This is a genomic window from Erwinia sp. LJJL01 (assembly GCF_047300805.2).
Taxonomy (GTDB): domain Bacteria; phylum Pseudomonadota; class Gammaproteobacteria; order Enterobacterales; family Enterobacteriaceae; genus Erwinia; species Erwinia aphidicola.
In genome coordinates this window covers 1,933,558-1,953,030 of record NZ_CP178576.1, presented here as the reverse complement: position 1 = coordinate 1,953,030, position 19,473 = coordinate 1,933,558, and the positions used below count along the sequence as shown (strand labels likewise).

Below are 19,473 nucleotides of genomic sequence, written 5' to 3'. Positions count from 1 at the left end.
CATTTATCAGCCAATGGCACCAAAATGGTGCGCGACTTCCATCGTGGTGCAGTCCTCGTCTCACGAGAGGGCGCATCATAGCGCTTTTTTCGGAAAATAAAAAAGTTGGCATAGATTTCGCAATTACTCTAACAAGCAAAAAATGCCAGTTTCCACAACGGTTGTAAGCTTGTCAGAGATCTTTATTATCGGAGTAAGCGCGGCGAAACGCAAAGCGCACCGTGAAGATCTCTAACCACGACGACAATGACAAATCCAGGAGAGTTAAGTATGTCCGCTGAACACGTTCTGTCGATGATGAACGAGCACGAAGTCAAATTTGTTGATCTGCGTTTTACCGATACCAAAGGTAAAGAGCAGCACGTGACTATCCCCGCTCATCAGGTTAATGCTGACTTCTTCGAAGAAGGCAAAATGTTTGACGGCTCCTCGATTGGTGGCTGGAAAGGTATCAACGAATCAGACATGGTTCTGATGCCTGACGCAACCACCGCTGTCCTTGACCCGTTCTTCGAAGATTCCACTCTGATCATCCGTTGTGACATCCTCGAGCCAGGCACCATGCAGGGCTACGATCGTGACCCACGCTCTATCGCTAAACGCGCTGAAGATTTCCTGCGCTCTTCCGGCATCGCGGACACCGTGCTGTTTGGACCAGAACCCGAGTTCTTCCTGTTTGACGATATCCGTTTCGGCAGCAGCACTTCCGGTTCCCATGTCGCTATCGACGACGTTGAAGCTTACTGGAACTCCGGTAAAGCCTATGAAGGCGGCAACAAAGGCCACCGTCCAGGTCTGAAAGGCGGTTACTTCCCAGTGCCACCGGTCGACTCATCACAGGATATCCGCTCTGCTATGTGTCTGACCATGGAGCAGATGGGCCTGGTGGTTGAAGCTCACCACCACGAAGTGGCGACCGCGGGTCAGAACGAAGTGGCAACCCGCTTCAACACCATGACCAAAAAAGCTGACGAAATTCAGATCTACAAATATGTGGTTCACAACGTCGCTCACGCCTACGGCAAAACCGCGACCTTCATGCCTAAGCCAATGTTCGGTGATAACGGTTCTGGTATGCACTGCCACATGTCTCTGTCGAAAGGCGGCACCAACCTGTTCGCTGGCGACAAATACGGCGGCCTGTCTGAAATGGCACTGTTCTACATCGGCGGTGTGATCAAGCACGCTAAAGCGATCAACGCCCTGGCGAACCCGACTACCAACTCTTACAAGCGTCTGGTCCCAGGCTACGAAGCGCCAGTTATGCTGGCTTACTCTGCCCGTAACCGTTCTGCTTCTATCCGTATCCCTGTGGTTGCCAGCCCGAAAGCACGTCGTATCGAAGCGCGCTTCCCGGATCCAGCGGCTAACCCATACCTGTGCTTCGCTGCACTGCTGATGGCTGGCCTGGACGGCATCATCAACAAGATCCACCCTGGCGATGCTATGGACAAAAACCTGTACGACCTGCCACCGGAAGAAGAAGCTGAGATTCCAAAAGTTGCAGGTTCTCTGGACGAAGCTCTGGCTGCACTGAACGAAGACCGCGAGTTCCTGACCCGTGGTGGCGTGTTCACTGACGATGCCATCGAAGCGTACATCGAACTGCGTAAGGCAGAAATTGACCGCATTCGTATGACTCCGCACCCGGTTGAGTTCGAACTGTACTACAGCGTTTAATTGGTTTTATTTGTTGCCGTGGAAACTTTTCAGCCCATCTTCGGATGGGCTTTTTTCTCCACGAATTCAACGTCAGGACGACGATTTCCGGGTTGCATGACTATAATGCACCAATCTGGTGCAGATAAATTACTCAGGAGAACGCTGTAATGGCAACTGGCACGCTGCCCGATGCTGGGCAGATTCTCAATTCACTGATCAACAGTATTTTACTGGTTGATAACGCGTTGGTGGTTCATTACGCCAACCCTGCGGCTCAGCAACTGCTGGCACAGAGTTCCCGCAAGCTGTTTGGTACGCCCCTGCCGGAACTGATGGGTTATTTTTCCCTGAATATTGAGGTGATGCTCGAAAGTCTGGATGCCGGACAGGGCTTTACCGATAGCGAAGTGACCCTGGTGGTCGACAGCCGTGCGCACATTATGTCGCTCACCGCGCAACGTCTGCCCGAAGGTTTGATTCTGCTGGAAATGGCTCCGATGGATAACCAGCGCAGGCTCAGCCAGGAACAGCTGCAGCATGCACAACAGGTGGCAGCGCGGGATTTAGTCCGCGGTCTGGCACACGAAATTAAAAACCCGCTGGGGGGACTGCGCGGCGCAGCACAGCTGCTGGCCAAAGCCTTGCCCGACCCGTCGTTAACCGAATATACCAAGGTCATCATTGAACAGGCCGATCGCCTGCGCAATCTGGTTGACCGTCTGCTTGGCCCGCAACAGCCGGGGATGCACGTCACCCAGAGCATCCATCAGGTCGCTGAACGCGTGGTCAATCTGGTGTCGATGGAGCTGCCGGACAATGTGTCGTTAATCCGTGATTACGACCCAAGCCTGCCGGAGCTGCCGCACGACCCGGATCAGATAGAACAAGTCCTTTTGAATGTCGTCCGCAACGCGTTACAGGCGTTGGGTGAAGAAGGCGGCACCATTACTTTACGTACCCGCACGGCGTTTCAGTTAACCCTGCACGGTACGCGCTATCGCCTGGTGGCACGCATCGATATTGAAGATGACGGCCCAGGCATTCCGGCGCAGCTACAGGACACGCTGTTTTACCCGATGGTGAGCGGCCGCGAAGGCGGCACCGGGCTGGGGTTATCCATCGCCCGCAGCCTGATCGACCAGCATTCGGGAAAAATAGAGTTCAACAGCTGGCCCGGACATACTGAATTCTCGGTTTACCTGCCTATTCGCCAGTGAGGTTTCTATGCAACGAGGGATAGTTTGGATCGTCGATGACGATAGCTCCATCCGCTGGGTGCTCGAACGTGCGCTCACTGGAGCCGGTTTGAGCTGCGCGACTTTTGACAGCGCGAACGAGGTGCTGGAAGCCCTCGCCACTAAGACCCCAGATGTATTACTGTCAGACATTCGTATGCCCGGCATGGACGGACTGGCGCTACTGAAGCAGATTAAACAACGCCACCCGATGCTGCCGGTGATCATTATGACCGCGCACTCCGATCTGGACGCGGCGGTGAGCGCTTACCAGCAGGGCGCGTTTGACTACCTGCCTAAACCGTTTGATATCGATGAAGCGGTGGCGCTGGTTGAGCGTGCCATCAGCCACTATCAGGAGCAGCAGCAGCCGCGTAACCAGCCGGTCAGCGGGCCGACCACCGATATTATCGGTGAAGCCCCGGCGATGCAGGATGTGTTCCGTATTATCGGCCGCCTGTCGCGCTCATCGATCAGCGTGTTGATTAACGGCGAGTCCGGTACGGGTAAAGAACTGGTCGCTCATGCCCTGCACCGCCACAGCCCGCGCGCCAAGGCGCCGTTTATTGCGCTGAATATGGCGGCCATTCCCAAAGATCTGATTGAATCCGAACTGTTTGGCCATGAGAAAGGCGCATTTACCGGCGCGAATCAGATCCGTCAGGGCCGTTTTGAGCAGGCCGACGGCGGCACGCTGTTCCTCGATGAAATCGGTGATATGCCGCTGGATGTACAGACTCGTCTGCTGCGCGTGCTGGCCGATGGTCAGTTCTATCGCGTGGGCGGCTATGCGCCGGTGAAAGTGGACGTGCGTATTATTGCCGCGACCCACCAGAACCTGGAGCTGCGCGTGCAGGAGGGGAAATTCCGTGAGGATTTATTCCACCGCCTGAACGTGATCCGCGTACACCTGCCGCCGCTGCGTGAACGTCGTGAAGATATTCCGCGCCTGGCACGTTACTTCCTGCAGGTTGCCGCTCGTGAACTGGGCGTGGAGGCGAAAATTCTGCATCCGGAAACTGAAACGGCGCTGACCCGCCTGCACTGGTCCGGTAACGTGCGCCAGCTTGAGAACACCTGCCGCTGGCTGACGGTGATGGCTGCCGGTCAGGAAGTGTTGATTCAGGATCTGCCGCCGGAACTGTTTGAGACCTCGACGCCGGAAAACCCGGTGCAGTCGCTGCCGGACAGCTGGGCCACGCTGCTGGCACAGTGGGCCGACCGCGCGCTGCGTTCCGGTCATCAAAACCTGCTGTCGGAAGCTCAACCGGAGATGGAGCGCACGCTGCTGACCACCGCGCTGCGTCACACGCAGGGGCATAAGCAGGAAGCCGCTCGTTTGCTCGGCTGGGGGCGTAATACCCTGACCCGCAAGCTGAAAGAGTTGGGAATGGAATAACCTGCTGTCACCTTACACGGGCGGACCGAACAACAGGGTCCGCCCCTACAATCCCCCACACGGCTAATGCCCGATCAGATCACCCTTGAGAATCGTGCGCCAGACGCTTTCTCCCGCAGGTAGCGGTCGAAGCACATGCAGATATTCCTAATCAGCAATCGTCCCTTAGCGCTCACTACAAGCCCGTTGGCGTGGTATTCCACCAGCCCGTCGCCGATCAGCGGCAGCATGGCGCTGAGGTCCTCGGCAAAATAGTCGCGGAAGTCGATGCCGTAGCGCTGTTCAATCTCACTAAACGACAGCGCGAAGTTGCAGATCAGGCTTTTGATTACATCGCGGCGCAGGCAGTCATCCTCACTCAGCCGTAGCCCGCGCCACAGGGCCGTATCCTGCTGCTTAACCTGCGCGTAGTACTCTTTTAGCGCTTTGTGATTCTGTGCATAGCTGTCGCCGATCATACTGATTGCCGATACACCCATGCCCAGCAGGTCGCTGTCGCCCTGCGTGGTATATCCCTGGAAGTTGCGGTGCAGTTTGCCGCTGCGCTGCGCCACCGCCAGCTCATCATCGTGGCGGGCAAAGTGGTCCATGCCGATAAACTGGTAGCCCTGCGAAGTGAGCGTGGCAATGGTTTGCTGCAGGATCTCCAGCTTCTGCGCGGCATCCGGCAGCTCATCCTCGCGGATCTTACGCTGGGCGGCAAACAGTGCAGGCATGTGGGCATAGTTGAACACGCTGAGGCGGTCGGGATTCAGCTCGGCGACTTTTTGCAGCGTGAAGGCAAAACTCTCCGGCGTCTGCTTCGGCAGGCCGTAGATCAGGTCAATGTTGGTAGAGGCAAATCCCAGCTGGCGCGCACGCGCCATCAGGGCGAAGATCATCGCTTCATCCTGCACGCGATTGACCTTCTCCTGCACCTCCTTGTTGAAGTCCTGTACCCCCATGCTCAGGCGATTAAAGCCTTTGAGGCGCAGGTGGTCCAGCACGTCCAGCTCAATTTCGCGCGGGTCGATCTCTATCGAGATCTCAGCCTGTGGGCTGAAAGCGAAGTGCTGATGCAGGCAGTCCATCAGGCGGCTGATTTGCGCTTTATTAAGAAAGGTCGGCGTGCCGCCGCCCCAGTGCATCTGGCTGACGGTGCGCTGCGAAAACAGCGGCGCGCGGGCTGCTATCTCCAGCAGCAGCGCATCGAGATAGTCATCGGCTTTGTGCTGCTGGCGTGTGACCTGCTTGTTGCAGCCGCAGAAGTAGCACAGCTTGTGGCAGAACGGGATATGCAGATAGAGCGACAGCGGCCGCTGGGGGTAACGCGCCGCAGCCTGGAGAAAGGCCTGCTCGTCGTAATCCTGCTTAAATTCCAGCGCGGTCGGATAGGAGGTGTAGCGGGGTCCGGCGGTGTTGTATTTCTGAATGAGCGGCAGGTCCCATTCGGTTGTCTGTTGCAGCATCTTCACGGTCCTCGTCTTCTGGGCTTTGACCGCCGCGAGACAGGAAGCTGCTGGCTGACGATCCGACTACGCAGCCGGGTCTTCAGCCGCGATAGCCGCTGTAGTTTAACGAATAACCACCCCAGCCAGCACAGCAGAATCAGCGCAATAATTGATCCAGGCCAAATCATCGCCAGATACCCAAAATGAAAAAGCAGCGCCAGATTGCGCTGCTTCAGATTACGTCAGAGAAACGCGGGTTCACTGAAGATCAATTGCCGCCCTTGAGTAGGCGATACATATCTTCTTCGGCCTGCTCGTCATCAGCATCATCGTCCAGCGTGATGCCAAGCTGCTCCATCAGCACGTCGATGCGGTCCAGCGACTGGTCCAGCCATGCCTGCTCTTCCGCTGACAGGCTCTCGCCATTTTCCAGACGATCGAGCAGCGCATCCAGGCGCTCGTCATTTTCCAGCTGTGCCAGTTCTTCTTCTGGCGTCAGGCGGGGCTTTTTCTCAACCGGCTTGGCGGCTTTCGCCGGCTTCACGGGTTTGCTGGCCGCCACATCGGCACCCAGCGCAACAGGCTTTTTGCTGCCAATACGCGGATCTTTGGCCGGCTTGCTGTCAGAACTTTTCTGACTGGTGGTCGCCGGGTTGGCACGGCTGCCGGAACTGTTGCCGCTGTGCTTCTTGTCGCGCTTACGGGCGCGCGCTTCCTGGTCGATCTCTTCACGCGATTTGCGTTTTACTCGTGCGCCCGGTTTTTTATCCTGGGGTGTGCGTGCAGGTTGCTTCATGGTTTCTGCTCTCAGACGTTTATCTTCAGTATAGAATTGCGGCGGAATCTAGCAGAAAGCAGAGCAAGAAAAAAGGCGCCAGGTCACCCTGTCGCCTTTTTTCACACCTTCCGCAGAAGGACTGACAATGTCAGCATCCATTTTAGCAGCTAGCGTCCCTGTTTTCCCTTTGCCTTTGCCCCCATCCTGGTTAGCATCCTGAGTCCCTGCCGAGCACGCCTGTGCGCTAATCCATCCCCGCTCACGATCTTCCTGATACTCCCTGAGCGCTTCATCCTGAAGTGAAACATCCTGTTTCCGACTACAAATGTAGACTAACCAGTCCGTCTCACAAGGTGAGGAACGTAATTTTTACTCTGTTTTTTTTCATTTTTTTATAACTTAATGATAAATATTAAGAAATATAATTTCATTTAGTGTCAAATGCAGAGAGTGCTGCCAGCAGCAATAGTCAATGTCTCACAGACGAAATCGAGACCGCGTCTTACCGGGCGCTTTAGCACCATACAGGGTATAATCAGCGCAATTGCCCTTTTTATCCTGGAGTATCTATTTTGTCTGGCTGGAATTATCACGTCACCCATTTTGTCACCAGCGCCCCCGATATCCGTCACCTGCCTGCCGATACCGGCATCGAAGTGGCTTTTGCCGGGCGTTCTAACGCGGGTAAATCCAGCGCACTCAATACGCTGACGAACCAGAAAGCCCTCGCGCGTACCAGTAAAACGCCGGGTCGTACGCAGCTGATTAACCTGTTCCAGGTGGCCGAGGGCTATCGCCTGGTCGACCTGCCAGGCTATGGCTATGCGCAGGTTCCGGAAGAGATGAAACTGAAATGGCAGCGTTCGCTGGCTGAGTATCTGCGCGAGCGCGTCTGTCTGAAAGGGCTGGTGGTGCTGATGGATATTCGTCACCCGCTGAAAGACCTCGATCGCCAGATGGTGATGTGGGCGGTCCAGAGCGGCATTGAAGTGCTGATACTGCTGACCAAAGCCGATAAGCTGGCCTCCGGTGCGCGCAAAGCGCAGCTCAATGCCGTGCGTGAAGAGGCTAAGACCTTCCTCGGTACCGTGGAAGTTGAAGCATTCTCATCGCTGAAGAGAATCGGCGTAGATAAGCTGAGCCAGAAGCTCGACAGCTGGTATCGCGATCTGCCACCGGCTACGGAAGATGATATTCCTGCTGAATAAGCTCCCCGCTTCACCGGGCCAGGCACGCCTGGCCCCTACGCAATCGGTATAAACACCGCACGAAATCCCAGGTAGCGCCCAATAAAAAACGCCCCAGTCATTACTGACTGGGGCGGCTAAATATTCAGCCAAATCCGATTACGTGAAGTAAAAGGTCTGAAAGATAGAACATCTTACCTCTGTACCCTACAACTCGAACTTTACATGATTTTCTGAGCGCTCAAAAGGGTTTTTTGTAGTTAATTTTCAGAAAACCACAGCAGTAATCCAACTCAGGTCACATTCTGAGGGTCATGCTGTAGCTTAATTACGAAAAAAGTGTTTTAGCTGAGAAGCTTAGGTGATTTTCTGAACGCTGAGTACAGAAATGGGGCGCTGAACCGATTAACGCTACGAATTTCTTATGGATACTGCACGCTGCTGATTTGCAGAAAAAAACAGCAGCATGCAGTTGGGAATAACTTAGTGCGCCTGATCCCAGTTGTCGCCCACGCCGATATCGACGCGCAGCGGCACATCCAGTTTCATACTGCCTTCCATTAGCTCACGAATTTTCGCTGAAGCCGCTTCGACCAGATCGGCCTCCACTTCAAACACCAGTTCATCGTGTACCTGCATGATCATTTTGATCTGCGGGGTTTCCTGCGCGGAGAGCCATTCATCGACCGCAATCATTGCGCGTTTAATGATATCCGCAGCGGTTCCCTGCATCGGGGCGTTGATTGCCGCACGCTCCGCAGCTTTACGGCGCATCGCGTTGCTGGCTTTAATGTCGGGCAGATAGAGGCGGCGCCCATCCAACGTCTCGACATAGCCCTTCTCTGCCGCCAGTTCGCGGGTGCTTTCCATATACTGCAATACGCCCGGATAGCGTTCGAAATAGAGGTCCATATATTTCTTCGCTTCACCGGCGCCAATATTCAGCTGGCGCGAAAGCCCGAATGCGCTCATACCGTAGATCAGACCAAAGTTAATCGCCTTGGCGCTGCGGCGCTGTTCGCCGCTGACTTTGTCCAGCGCCACGCCAAAGACTTCGGCGGCGGTGGCGCGGTGAATATCCTGCTCGCTGGCAAAGGCGGTCAGCAGCCCTTTATCCTGTGACAGGTGCGCCATAATACGCAGCTCAATCTGCGAGTAGTCGGCTGCGACAATGCGGCTGCCCTTCGGGGCAATAAAAGCCTGACGGATACGGCGCCCTTCATCATTGCGCACCGGGATGTTTTGCAGATTTGGATCGCTGGACGAGAGACGCCCGGTCGCCGTCACCGTCTGGTGATAGGAGGTGTGCACGCGGCCACTGTGCGGATTAATCATCAGCGGCAGCTTGTCGGTATAGGTCGACTTCAGTTTTGAAAGCCCACGATGCTCCAGAATCACCTTCGGCAGCGGGTAGTCCAGCGCCAGCTCGGCTAAGACTTCCTCACTGGTCGACGGCGCCCCACCCGGGGTTTTCTTGGTGGGTTTAATCCCCTGCTTTTCAAACAGGATGGTCTGCAGCTGTTTCGGAGAGGAGAGGTTGAACGGCTCTCCCGCCAGTTCGTGTGCTTTCAGTTCCAGTTCGGCCAGACGCGCTCCCAGCTCCTGCGAGTGCGCGGCCAGGATGTTCTGATCGATCAGCACGCCGTTGCGCTCAATACGCGAAATAACCGGCACCAGCGGCATCTCGACCTGCTCAAAGACGTTTTTTGGCCCCTGCTCTTTTTCAAGCTCCGGCCACATTTTCAAATGCAGCTGCAGCGTAACGTCGGCATCTTCCGCGGCGTAGTGTGCGGCCTGCTCAAGCGCGATCTGGTTAAAGGTCAGCTGATTTTTGCCTTTGCCGGCGATCTCCTCAAAGGTCACCGTTTTATGGCTCAGCCAGCGCGCGGCCAGGCTGTCCATATCATGGCGGCCCGCCACGCTGTTAAGCGCGTAAGACTCCAGCATGGTATCGAACTGAATGCCCTGCAGCTGGATACCGTAGTTATCCAGCACGCCACGGTCATACTTCAGGTTCTGCCCAACCTTCAGCGCTTTCGGGTCTTCCAGCAGCGGTTTCAGACGATCCAGCACGGCTTGACGATCCAGCTGCTCTGGCGCATCAAGATAGTCGTGCGCTACCGGGAGATAGGCGGCCTCGCCCGGTGCGGTGGCAAACGACAGGCCGATGATATTGGCACTGAGGGTGTCCAGCGAGTCCGTTTCCAAATCGAAGGCGAACAGCTTGCTGTCCTGTAATTTTTTCAGCCAGCGGGTGAAGGTCTCGTCATCAAGAATGGTGACGTAGCCATCAGAGGAGAGCACGCTGGTCGTCTCTTCTGCTGCGGGCTCGCTTTCCGCCGCTGCCACTTTTTTCGCAGAGGGATTGCCTTTATTACCCTGCAGCCATTTGCCCTCTTCGAGGTCAGCAATCCAGCGCTTGAATTCGTAATGCTTAAATAACCCCAGCAGCGCTTCAACGGCGGGTTCTTCAACCGTCAGCTTATCGCAGGTCAATTCCAGCTCAACATCGGTTTTAATCGTCGCCAGCTGATAGGAGAGGAAAGCCATCTCCTTATTTTGCTCCAGCTTGGCCGCCATGGTTTTTGCCCCGCGGAAGGTCAGGGTCGCGACTTTATCCAGATTGTCATAGATATCTTTTACGCCGCCTAATCCCTGCAGCAGCGCCTGCGCCGTTTTTTCGCCCACGCCCGCAACGCCTGGAATGTTATCCGAGGAGTCGCCCATCAGGGCGAGAAAATCAATAATCAGCGACGGTGGAATACCATATTTCTCTTCCACTTCATCCGGCCCAAGGATGGCATTATTCATGGTGTTAATCAGCGTGATGTTCGGCGACACCAGCTGGGCCATGTCTTTATCGCCCGTGCTGATCAGCACAGGTTTGCCCATCTTCTCTGCCGCCAGCGCCAGCGTACCGATGACGTCATCAGCCTCTACGCCGGAAATAGCCAGCAGCGGCAAGCCCATCGCTTTAACCATGGTATGCAGCGGTTCAATTTGCGCACGTAGATCGTCCGGCATCGGCGGGCGATGCGATTTGTACGCTTCAAATAATTCGTCGCGGAAGGTTTTACCCTTGGCATCAAATACCACGGCCACATGACTAGGCTTATATTGCAGCAGCAGGCTGCGCAGCATATTTAATACGCCGTACATTGCACCGGTGGGTTCGCCCGCGCTATTGGTCAGCGGAGGGAACGCGTGATAAGCACGGTACAGGTAGGAAGATCCATCTACCAGAATCAGCGGGTTTTCTGCAATTTGAGCCATAAGTCGTCACGTTCTTCTTGGGTTTCGATTGAGGGTAAGGATGCCACAGCTCACTATAAAAGATGAAATCACAACGGCGAATAATCATCAGATAGAGGTGTTTTTGCGCAGCGCCTCGCAGTGATTTTCTGTGGATAAGTTTGTGCGTAAATTTAATAACGATTAATTAATGGCAGATAAGCGCGCAATGAATAAATTAAAGTCACCTTTAAAATCATTTAGTTAGTTTATCTCATTGGGATTATCTTTAGATTTTACGGCATTAGCGAGATGTGGATATAAGTTGGCAGCACCAGGCAACGATGCGCGATCTCCGTTTGAGGAAAGGGCACTTTTACGACAAATATTTTGCAAGGCGGGAAGAAAAAACGCCGGGCGAGCCGGCGTTTAGTGGCACTCTTCGCGGATTTACTTCTGAGTAATCAGGAATTTCACCACGTTGGCATACTGCTGAACATAGTTATCCATGGAGCTGGTATCCAGGCCACCGTTGTTAACCATGTATTTGCCGTTAACGAACATCGCAGGCACGCCGCGCAGGTTAACATCGGCTGCCGCCTTCTCCTGCTGTGCAACCAGCGATTTCACTACGAAGCTGTTCCAGGCAGCATCATAGGCTTCTGGTGTGATACCTGCAGCCTTGACGAAGACCGCCTTCAGGCTGGCCGGATCGGTAATGGTCTGGCTTTTCTGGATACCGTCGAAGATAGGTGCAGTCACTTTATCTTCCACGCCCAGCGCCATAGCGACAGCCCATGCCTGGGTAACGGTTTTACCCATCTCGCCGCCGAGGAATTCAACGTGGTACTTGGTCACTTTGGCGTTCGCCGGCAGGACTTTCTTCACCGCATCGCTGACATGCCAGACATGCTCGAACTCATAGCAGTGTGGGCAGAAGAACGAGAAGAACTCGAGAACCTGTGGCTCACCGGTTACAGGCTTATCCATAGTCACGTATTGCTGACCATCGGTAAATTGTGCAGCTGAAGCGCTGAATGCCAGAACCATACCGACGAGCGCAAACCAAATCTTTTTCATCGCGAAACTCTCTCCATAACAACTTAATAGGCGAACCAAAGGCGATCACACCTGGAATACAGGTGTCAGCTGCAGCGGAGGCTCCTGCAACAGCTTGTCCTGTTCGTTAAAAGTGGAAATCTGTCGGCGCCAGAAATCCTCATCCGTCATCCACGGAAAACTGCCTGGGAAGGCCGGATCCTGCCAGCGGCGTACAACCCACGCCAGATAATAAACCATCCGCATAGCACGTAAAGGCTCAATCAGTGACAATTCATGAGCGTCGAAGTCGCAGAACTCACCGTATGCTTCCAGCAGGATATCCCACTGCAAGCGCTGTTCCTGACGGTCGCCGCTTACCAGCATCCACAGATCCTGCACTGCCGGGCCATTACGGGCATCGTCGAGATCGACAAATAACGGGCCATCGCGCCATAAAATATTGCCGGGGTGGCAGTCACCGTGTAGGCGCAAAGGCTGCCACTGAGTATGCCAGCAGTTTTGTAAAGTTGTGCGCAGGCGTTCAATACTGGCGAGTAAATCCGCTTTCAGCTTCGACGGCACCAGCGTGCTGTCGGCAAAAATCTGCAGCGGTTCGTCGATGTACTCCTGCAAACCAATAGTTGGCCGCTGGCTGAAGAGCTTGCGCCGCCCCACCTGATGAATGCGTCCGAGGAAACGCCCTACCCATTCCAGATGGTCGTAATTGTCCGTCTCATACTGGCGGCCGCCCAGGCTGGGAAATACCGCATACCAGAAGCCCTGGTGCTGATGGAGCATCGAGCCATTGAGTTCCAACGGCGCGGCGATGGGGATTTCATCGGCAAACAGTTCGCTGGCAAACTGATGCTCTTCCTCTATCTGCCCCTGAGACCAGCGCTGTGGGCGATAGAACTTAGCGACGTAACGGCGTTTATCATCATCGGAAAACTGATAGACGCGGTTCTCATAGCTGTTCAGCGCCGTCAGTCCAGACTCCACGCGTAGCCCGGTCTCCCACAGTGCATCAAGGATGGTATCAGGCGTTAAAGTGTGGAAGTTAAAAGCAGGTTCTTTCATCCGGCGAGCCCGTTGATCATGACATGAGATACCTGCAAGAATATCATTAATTGGCCGCCGTCATGGGCCAGCGGCTGATTTAATCCTTGATCACGCCCCGCGCCCGCAGCAGTGCAGTCTTGAAATCATCCTCATAGTCTTTTTTCAGACCGGGAATTTCAGCGTGCTTGTCACTGCCACGCATTTTGAGATGGTAGATCAGCACATCATCGGTTAATTGAGTAAAAGGCTGTTTAAAGCCGGCTTCATCGGCTAACTTCTGTAAAAACTCGACTAAATTCAGATCGGGATCTTGCTGCCAGGCGGGTTGCAGCAGGCTGATTAATTCATTCAGGCGATGGCATTTCATGCTGTTGTCCCTGTATAAAGAAACCCAACGTTAAGCATAGGGCATAAACCAATGAGTATGACGAGTGCCGTGGCAGGACCCGGGATCACCGGGGTGATCCTGGCAGGTGGCCGTGGCAGCCGCATGGGCGGTAAAGATAAGGGGCTGGTGCTGTATCAGAACAAGCCGCTGTATCAGCACGTGCTGCAACGCTTTGCGCCGCAGGTCACTACTGTATGGATTAATGCCAACCGGAATATTGAGGTATATCAACAGAGCGGCGTGCCGACGATCGCCGATACGCTGAGCGACTTTCCCGGGCCGCTGGCGGGGATGTTAGCTGCACTGCAGCAGGCAGAAAGCGAATGGGTTGCCTTCTGCTCTTGCGATACGCCCTGCGTGCCGTCCAATCTGGTGAGCGAGCTATGGAAGAATCGGGGACAAGCGCTGGCAGTGTGGCCGCGCACGGAACAGCGCGATCATCCCACGTTGGCGTTGCTGCATCGCAGTCTGGCGGCGCCGTTGCAAGATTATCTGGTGCGAGGCGAGCGCAAACTGATGCTGTTTCTCCAACAGGTTGGTGGGCACAGCGTATTATTTACCCAGGCGGAAGCCGCATTTCGCAATATTAATCGGCCGGAAGATCTTTTATAGCGTGAAGAAGGGGGATTTTGCTCTGATAAGAGCATATGAAACTTATTTCTCAGCCCTGTAAACGCAAAAAACCCCGGCCTTTCGGTCGGGGTTATTGCTTTATTTGATGCCTGGCAGTTCCCTACTCTCGCATGGGGAGGCCCCACACTACCATCGGCGCTACGGCGTTTCACTTCTGAGTTCGGCATGGGGTCAGGTGGGACCACCGCGCTAAAGCCGCCAGGCAAATTCTTTGTGCTCTGTCCTGTGTCTTTTGTGCTGATGCTGCGTTGGCCGCGCTCGTAAAGTCAGTCACATACTTCAGTATGCTCCCTCCTTTCCTTCGCTTGCCGCCTTGCCTCAGCGCAAAATACTTCGGACTTAATTCCGGTAAACAGGCTGAAAATCTCTTTGCGTCTCTCATAACGCGCACCAGAACGCTTCTGGCGTTGTAAGGTTAAGCCTCACGGGTCATTAGTACCGGTTAGCTCAACGCATCGCTGCGCTTACACACCCGGCCTATCAACGTCGTAGTCTTCAACGTCCCTTCAGGACTCTCAAGGAGTCAGGGAGAATTCATCTCGAGGCAAGTTTCGCGCTTAGATGCTTTCAGCGCTTATCTTTTCCGCACTTAGCTACCGGGCAATGCCATTGGCATGACAACCCGAACACCAGTGGTGCGTTCACTCCGGTCCTCTCGTACTAGGAGCAACCCCTCTCAATTCTCCAGCGCCCACGGCAGATAGGGACCGAACTGTCTCACGACGTTCTAAACCCAGCTCGCGTACCACTTTAAACGGCGAACAGCCGTACCCTTGGGACCTACTTCAGCCCCAGGATGTGATGAGCCGACATCGAGGTGCCAAACACCGCCGTCGATATGAACTCTTGGGCGGTATCAGCCTGTTATCCCCGGAGTACCTTTTATCCGTTGAGCGATGGCCCTTCCATTCAGAACCACCGGATCACTATGACCTGCTTTCGCACCTGCTCGAGCCGTCACTCTCGCAGTCAAGCTAGCTTATGCCATTGCACTAACCTCACGATGTCCGACCGTGATTAGCTAACCTTCGTGCTCCTCCGTTACTCTTTAGGAGGAGACCGCCCCAGTCAAACTACCCACCAGACACTGTCCCCACGCCGGATCACGGCGCCAGGTTAGAACATCAAACGTTAAAGGGTGGTATTTCAAGGTTGGCTCCACGCAGACTGGCGTCCACGCTTCAAAGCCTCCCACCTATCCTACACATCAAGGCTCAATGTTCAGTGTCAAGCTGTAGTAAAGGTTCACGGGGTCTTTCCGTCTTGCCGCGGGTACACTGCATCTTCACAGCGAGTTCAATTTCACTGAGTCTCGGGTGGAGACAGCCTGGCCATCATTACGCCATTCGTGCAGGTCGGAACTTACCCGACAAGGAATTTCGCTACCTTAGGACCGTTATAGTTACGGCCGCCGTTTACCGGGGCTTCGATCAAGAGCTTCTCCTTGCGGATAACCCCATCAATTAACCTTCCGGCACCGGGCAGGCGTCACACCGTATACGTCCACTTTCGTGTTTGCACAGTGCTGTGTTTTTAATAAACAGTTGCAGCCAGCTGGTATCTTCGACTGCCTTCAGCTCCGTCAGCAAGTGACTTCACCTAGCGACAGCGTGCCTTCTCCCGAAGTTACGGCACCATTTTGCCTAGTTCCTTCACCCGAGTTCTCTCAAGCGCCTTGGTATTCTCTACCTGACCACCTGTGTCGGTTTGGGGTACGATTCGATGTTACCTGATGCTTAGAGGCTTTTCCTGGAAGCAGGGCATTTGTTACTTCAGCACCGTAGTGCCTCGTCATCACACCTCAGCGTTAGTAAGAGTCCGGATTTACCTAAACTCTCCGCCTACATGCTTAAACCGGGACAACCGTCGCCCGGCTAACATAGCCTTCTCCGTCCCCCCTTCGCAGTAACACCGAGTACGGGAATATTAACCCGTTTCCCATCGACTACGCCTTTCGGCCTCGCCTTAGGGGTCGACTCACCCTGCCCCGATTAACGTTGGACAGGAACCCTTGGTCTTCCGGCGAGCGGGCTTTTCACCCGCTTTATCGTTACTTATGTCAGCATTCGCACTTCTGATACCTCCAGCATGCCTCACAGCACACCTTCAACGGCTTACAGAACGCTCCCCTACCCAACAGCGCTTACGCGCCGCTGCCGCAGCTTCGGTGCATGGTTTAGCCCCGTTACATCTTCCGCGCAGGCCGACTCGACCAGTGAGCTATTACGCTTTCTTTAAATGATGGCTGCTTCTAAGCCAACATCCTGGCTGTCTGTGCCTTCCCACATCGTTTCCCACTTAACCATGACTTTGGGACCTTAGCTGGCGGTCTGGGTTGTTTCCCTCTTCACGACGGACGTTAGCACCCGCCGTGTGTCTCCCGTGATAACATTCTTCGGTATTCGCAGTTTGCATCGGGTTGGTAAGCCGGGATGGCCCCCTAGCCGAAACAGTGCTCTACCCCCGAAGATGAGTTCACGAGGCGCTACCTAAATAGCTTTCGGGGAGAACCAGCTATCTCCCGGTTTGATTGGCCTTTCACCCCCAGCCACAAGTCATCCGCTAATTTTTCAACATTAGTCGGTTCGGTCCTCCAGTTAGTGTTACCCAACCTTCAACCTGCCCATGGCTAGATCACCGGGTTTCGGGTCTATACCCTGCAACTTAACGCCCAGTTAAGACTCGGTTTCCCTGCGGCTCCCCTATACGGTTAACCTTGCTACAGAATATAAGTCGCTGACCCATTATACAAAAGGTACGCAGTCACACCACGAAGGTGCTCCCACTGCTTGTACGTACACGGTTTCAGGTTCTGTTTCACTCCCCTCGCCGGGGTTCTTTTCGCCTTTCCCTCACGGTACTGGTTCACTATCGGTCAGTCAGGAGTATTTAGCCTTGGAGGATGGTCCCCCCATATTCAGACAGGATGTCACGTGTCCCGCCCTACTCATCGAACTCACAGCGAGTGCATTTTTGTGTACGGGAGTATCACCCTGTACCCTGCGACTTTCCAGACGCTTCCACTAATGCACAAGCTGATTCAGGTTCTGGGCTGTTCCCCGTTCGCTCGCCGCTACTGGGGGAATCTCGGTTGATTTCTTTTCCTCGGGGTACTTAGATGTTTCAGTTCCCCCGGTTCGCCTCATGCCACTATGTATTCATGACATGATAGTGTGACGTATCACACTGGGTTTCCCCATTCGGGTATCGTCGGTTATTGCGGTTCATATCACCTTACCGACGCTTATCGCAGATTAGCACGCCCTTCATCGCCTCTGACTGCCTAGGCATCCACCGTGTACGCTTAGTCGCTTAACCTCACAACCCACAAGCGTCCCGAAGGACGGCATGCTGTCGTGAGCATTTGAGAGACTCGAACGCATCGTTAACTTCATTCTTATTACGGAGAATGAATACGACGCGTCGTTTCAATTTTCAGCTTGTTCCGGATTGTTAAAGAGCAAATATCTCAAACGTGACTCCAAAAAGTCAGTTTTGAGATACGGTGATAACGACTTTCACTTCGTTACCGGTATGGCGTCCCCAAGGGGATTCGAACCCCTGTTACAGCCGTGAAAGGGCAGTGTCCTGGGCCTCTAGACGATGGGGACTCTGATACTACATTTTGCTCGTTACGTTCATCAGACAATCTGTGTGAGCACTACGCGGGAAGGTATCTTCAGGTAAGGAGGTGATCCAACCGCAGGTTCCCCTACGGTTACCTTGTTACGACTTCACCCCAGTCATGAATCACAAAGTGGTAAGCGCCCTCCCGAAGGTTAAGCTACCTACTTCTTTTGCAACCCACTCCCATGGTGTGACGGGCGGTGTGTACAAGGCCCGGGAACGTATTCACCGTAGCATTCTGATCTACGATTACTAGCGATTCCGACTTCACGGAGTCGAGTTGCAGACTCCGATCCGGACTACGACGCACTTTATGAGGTCCGCTTGCTCTCGCGAGGTCGCTTCTCTTTGTATGCGCCATTGTAGCACGTGTGTAGCCCTGGCCGTAAGGGCCATGATGACTTGACGTCATCCCCACCTTCCTCCGGTTTATCACCGGCAGTCTCCTTTGAGTTCCCACCATTACGTGCTGGCAACAAAGGATAAGGGTTGCGCTCGTTGCGGGACTTAACCCAACATTTCACAACACGAGCTGACGACAGCCATGCAGCACCTGTCTCACGGTTCCCGAAGGCACTAAGGCATCTCTGCCGAATTCCGTGGATGTCAAGGCCAGGTAAGGTTCTTCGCGTTGCATCGAATTAAACCACATGCTCCACCGCTTGTGCGGGCCCCCGTCAATTCATTTGAGTTTTAACCTTGCGGCCGTACTCCCCAGGCGGTCGACTTAACGCGTTAGCTCCGGAAGCCACGCCTCAAGGGCACAACCTCCAAGTCGACATCGTTTACGGCGTGGACTACCAGGGTATCTAATCCTGTTTGCTCCCCACGCTTTCGCACCTGAGCGTCAGTCTTTGTCCAGGGGGCCGCCTTCGCCACCGGTATTCCTCCAGATCTCTACGCATTTCACCGCTACACCTGGAATTCTACCCCCCTCTACAAGACTCTAGCCTGCCAGTTTCGAATGCAGTTCCCAGGTTGAGCCCGGGGATTTCACATCCGACTTGACAGACCGCCTGCGTGCGCTTTACGCCCAGTAATTCCGATTAACGCTTGCACCCTCCGTATTACCGCGGCTGCTGGCACGGAGTTAGCCGGTGCTTCTTCTGCGGGTAACGTCAATCGACGAAGCTATTAACTCCATCGCCTTCCTCCCCACTGAAAGTACTTTACAACCCGAAGGCCTTCTTCATACACGCGGCATGGCTGCATCAGGCTTGCGCCCATTGTGCAATATTCCCCACTGCTGCCTCCCGTAGGAGTCTGGACCGTGTCTCAGTTCCAGTGTGGCTGGTCATCCTCTCAGACCAGCTAGGGATCGTCGCCTAGGTGAGCCGTTACCCCACCTACTAGCTAATCCCATCTGGGCACATCCGATGGTGTGAGGCCCGAAGGTCCCCCACTTTGGTCCGAAGACGTTATGCGGTATTAGCTACCGTTTCCAGTAGTTATCCCCCTCCATCGGGCAGTTTCCCAGACATTACTCACCCGTCCGCCACTCGTCACCCAAGAGCAAGCTCTCTGTGCTACCGTTCGACTTGCATGTGTTAGGCCTGCCGCCAGCGTTCAATCTGAGCCATGATCAAACTCTTCAATTAAAAGTTCGATTTGCTGAAACAAGTTCAGCGGTGCTCATCTGTAAAACGTCATAATGAATTTCATTATGTGTTCACTCGTGAGGCTTGATATTTTTTACGTCCGGAGACGTTGATATCAATCCTGCGAGTGCCCACACAGATTGTCTGATAAATTGTTAAAGAGCGTTGCGAGCAGTGCCGAGGCTTCCTGTCGCGAGGTGGCGTA

General features: G+C 54.3%; 11 protein-coding genes, 1 tRNA gene and 3 rRNA genes. 5 read left to right on the top strand and 10 right to left on the bottom strand.

Translation table 11 applies throughout. The features are described 5' to 3' along the window. Positions 1 to 270: 270 nt before the first annotated feature. From glnA to glnG, 3 genes are all read left to right on the top strand, one after another. The gene (gene glnA, locus ACLI4M_RS09880) at positions 271 to 1,680 is read left to right on the top strand and encodes a glutamate--ammonia ligase (RefSeq protein WP_133622330.1); all 1,410 of its coding nucleotides are present in this window, start codon (positions 271 to 273) and stop codon (positions 1,678 to 1,680) included. Positions 1,681 to 1,829: 149 nt separating this feature from the next. After that, positions 1,830 to 2,879 carry a nitrogen regulation protein NR(II) gene (glnL, locus tag ACLI4M_RS09875; protein ID WP_133622331.1) on the top strand — a complete coding sequence of 350 codons (1,050 nt, stop codon included), beginning with the start codon at positions 1,830 to 1,832 and terminating at the stop codon, positions 2,877 to 2,879. A gap of 7 nt (positions 2,880 to 2,886) precedes the next feature. Beyond that, the gene (gene glnG, locus ACLI4M_RS09870) at positions 2,887 to 4,296 is read left to right on the top strand and encodes a nitrogen regulation protein NR(I) (protein ID WP_048914197.1); all 1,410 of its coding nucleotides are present in this window, start codon (positions 2,887 to 2,889) and stop codon (positions 4,294 to 4,296) included. Positions 4,297 to 4,370: 74 nt separating this feature from the next. Here the strand turns inward: glnG and hemN are convergent, their stop codons facing one another. After that, positions 4,371 to 5,744 carry an oxygen-independent coproporphyrinogen III oxidase gene (hemN, locus tag ACLI4M_RS09865; RefSeq protein WP_133622332.1) on the bottom strand — a complete coding sequence of 458 codons (1,374 nt, stop codon included), beginning with the start codon at positions 5,742 to 5,744 and terminating at the stop codon, positions 4,371 to 4,373. Between the two features lie 250 nt (positions 5,745 to 5,994). Then, positions 5,995 to 6,522, bottom strand: coding sequence for a Der GTPase-activating protein YihI (gene yihI, locus ACLI4M_RS09860; RefSeq protein WP_133622333.1), 528 nt, complete (start codon positions 6,520 to 6,522; stop codon positions 5,995 to 5,997). A 554-nt stretch (positions 6,523 to 7,076) separates the two neighbouring features. Here yihI and yihA point away from each other — a divergent pair. Then, positions 7,077 to 7,712: a ribosome biogenesis GTP-binding protein YihA/YsxC gene (gene yihA / locus ACLI4M_RS09855; RefSeq protein WP_048914194.1), complete on the top strand. Its 636-nt coding sequence runs from the start codon at positions 7,077 to 7,079 to the stop codon at positions 7,710 to 7,712. Positions 7,713 to 8,174: 462 nt separating this feature from the next. Here the strand turns inward: yihA and polA are convergent, their stop codons facing one another. The 4 genes from polA to ACLI4M_RS09835 all read right to left on the bottom strand — a co-directional run bounded on the left by polA (position 8,175) and on the right by ACLI4M_RS09835 (position 13,389). Then, positions 8,175 to 10,964, bottom strand: a complete 2,790-nt coding sequence (polA, locus tag ACLI4M_RS09850; RefSeq protein ID WP_133622334.1) for a DNA polymerase I — start codon at positions 10,962 to 10,964, stop codon at positions 8,175 to 8,177. A 408-nt stretch (positions 10,965 to 11,372) separates the two neighbouring features. Then, positions 11,373 to 12,002, bottom strand: coding sequence for a thiol:disulfide interchange protein DsbA (gene dsbA / locus ACLI4M_RS09845; protein WP_133622335.1), 630 nt, complete (start codon positions 12,000 to 12,002; stop codon positions 11,373 to 11,375). 45 nt (positions 12,003 to 12,047) lie between these two features. Next, positions 12,048 to 13,040: a serine/threonine protein kinase gene (locus ACLI4M_RS09840; protein WP_133622336.1), complete on the bottom strand. Its 993-nt coding sequence runs from the start codon at positions 13,038 to 13,040 to the stop codon at positions 12,048 to 12,050. A 79-nt stretch (positions 13,041 to 13,119) separates the two neighbouring features. Continuing rightward, entirely contained in the window at positions 13,120 to 13,389 is a 270-nt protein-coding gene (locus tag ACLI4M_RS09835; RefSeq protein WP_048914190.1) for a YihD family protein, read from the bottom strand. 57 nt (positions 13,390 to 13,446) lie between these two features. Here ACLI4M_RS09835 and mobA point away from each other — a divergent pair, with 57 nt between their 5' ends. Then, complete coding sequence (gene mobA, locus ACLI4M_RS09830) at positions 13,447 to 14,022, top strand: molybdenum cofactor guanylyltransferase MobA (protein WP_133624976.1); 576 nt, start codon at positions 13,447 to 13,449, stop codon at positions 14,020 to 14,022. Between the two features lie 108 nt (positions 14,023 to 14,130). Here mobA and rrf read toward each other — a convergent pair. The 4 genes from rrf to ACLI4M_RS09810 all read right to left on the bottom strand — a co-directional run bounded on the left by rrf (position 14,131) and on the right by ACLI4M_RS09810 (position 19,268). After that, a 5S ribosomal RNA gene (rrf, locus tag ACLI4M_RS09825) occupies positions 14,131 to 14,246 on the bottom strand. Between the two features lie 208 nt (positions 14,247 to 14,454). Then, a 23S ribosomal RNA gene (locus ACLI4M_RS09820) occupies positions 14,455 to 17,361 on the bottom strand. Positions 17,362 to 17,578: 217 nt separating this feature from the next. After that, a tRNA-Glu gene (locus ACLI4M_RS09815) sits at positions 17,579 to 17,654 on the bottom strand. Between the two features lie 73 nt (positions 17,655 to 17,727). Continuing rightward, positions 17,728 to 19,268: ribosomal RNA gene (locus ACLI4M_RS09810) — 16S ribosomal RNA — on the bottom strand. Together the 16S, 23S and 5S rRNA genes with 1 tRNA gene alongside form the textbook arrangement of a ribosomal RNA operon. Positions 19,269 to 19,473 lie beyond the last annotated feature (205 nt).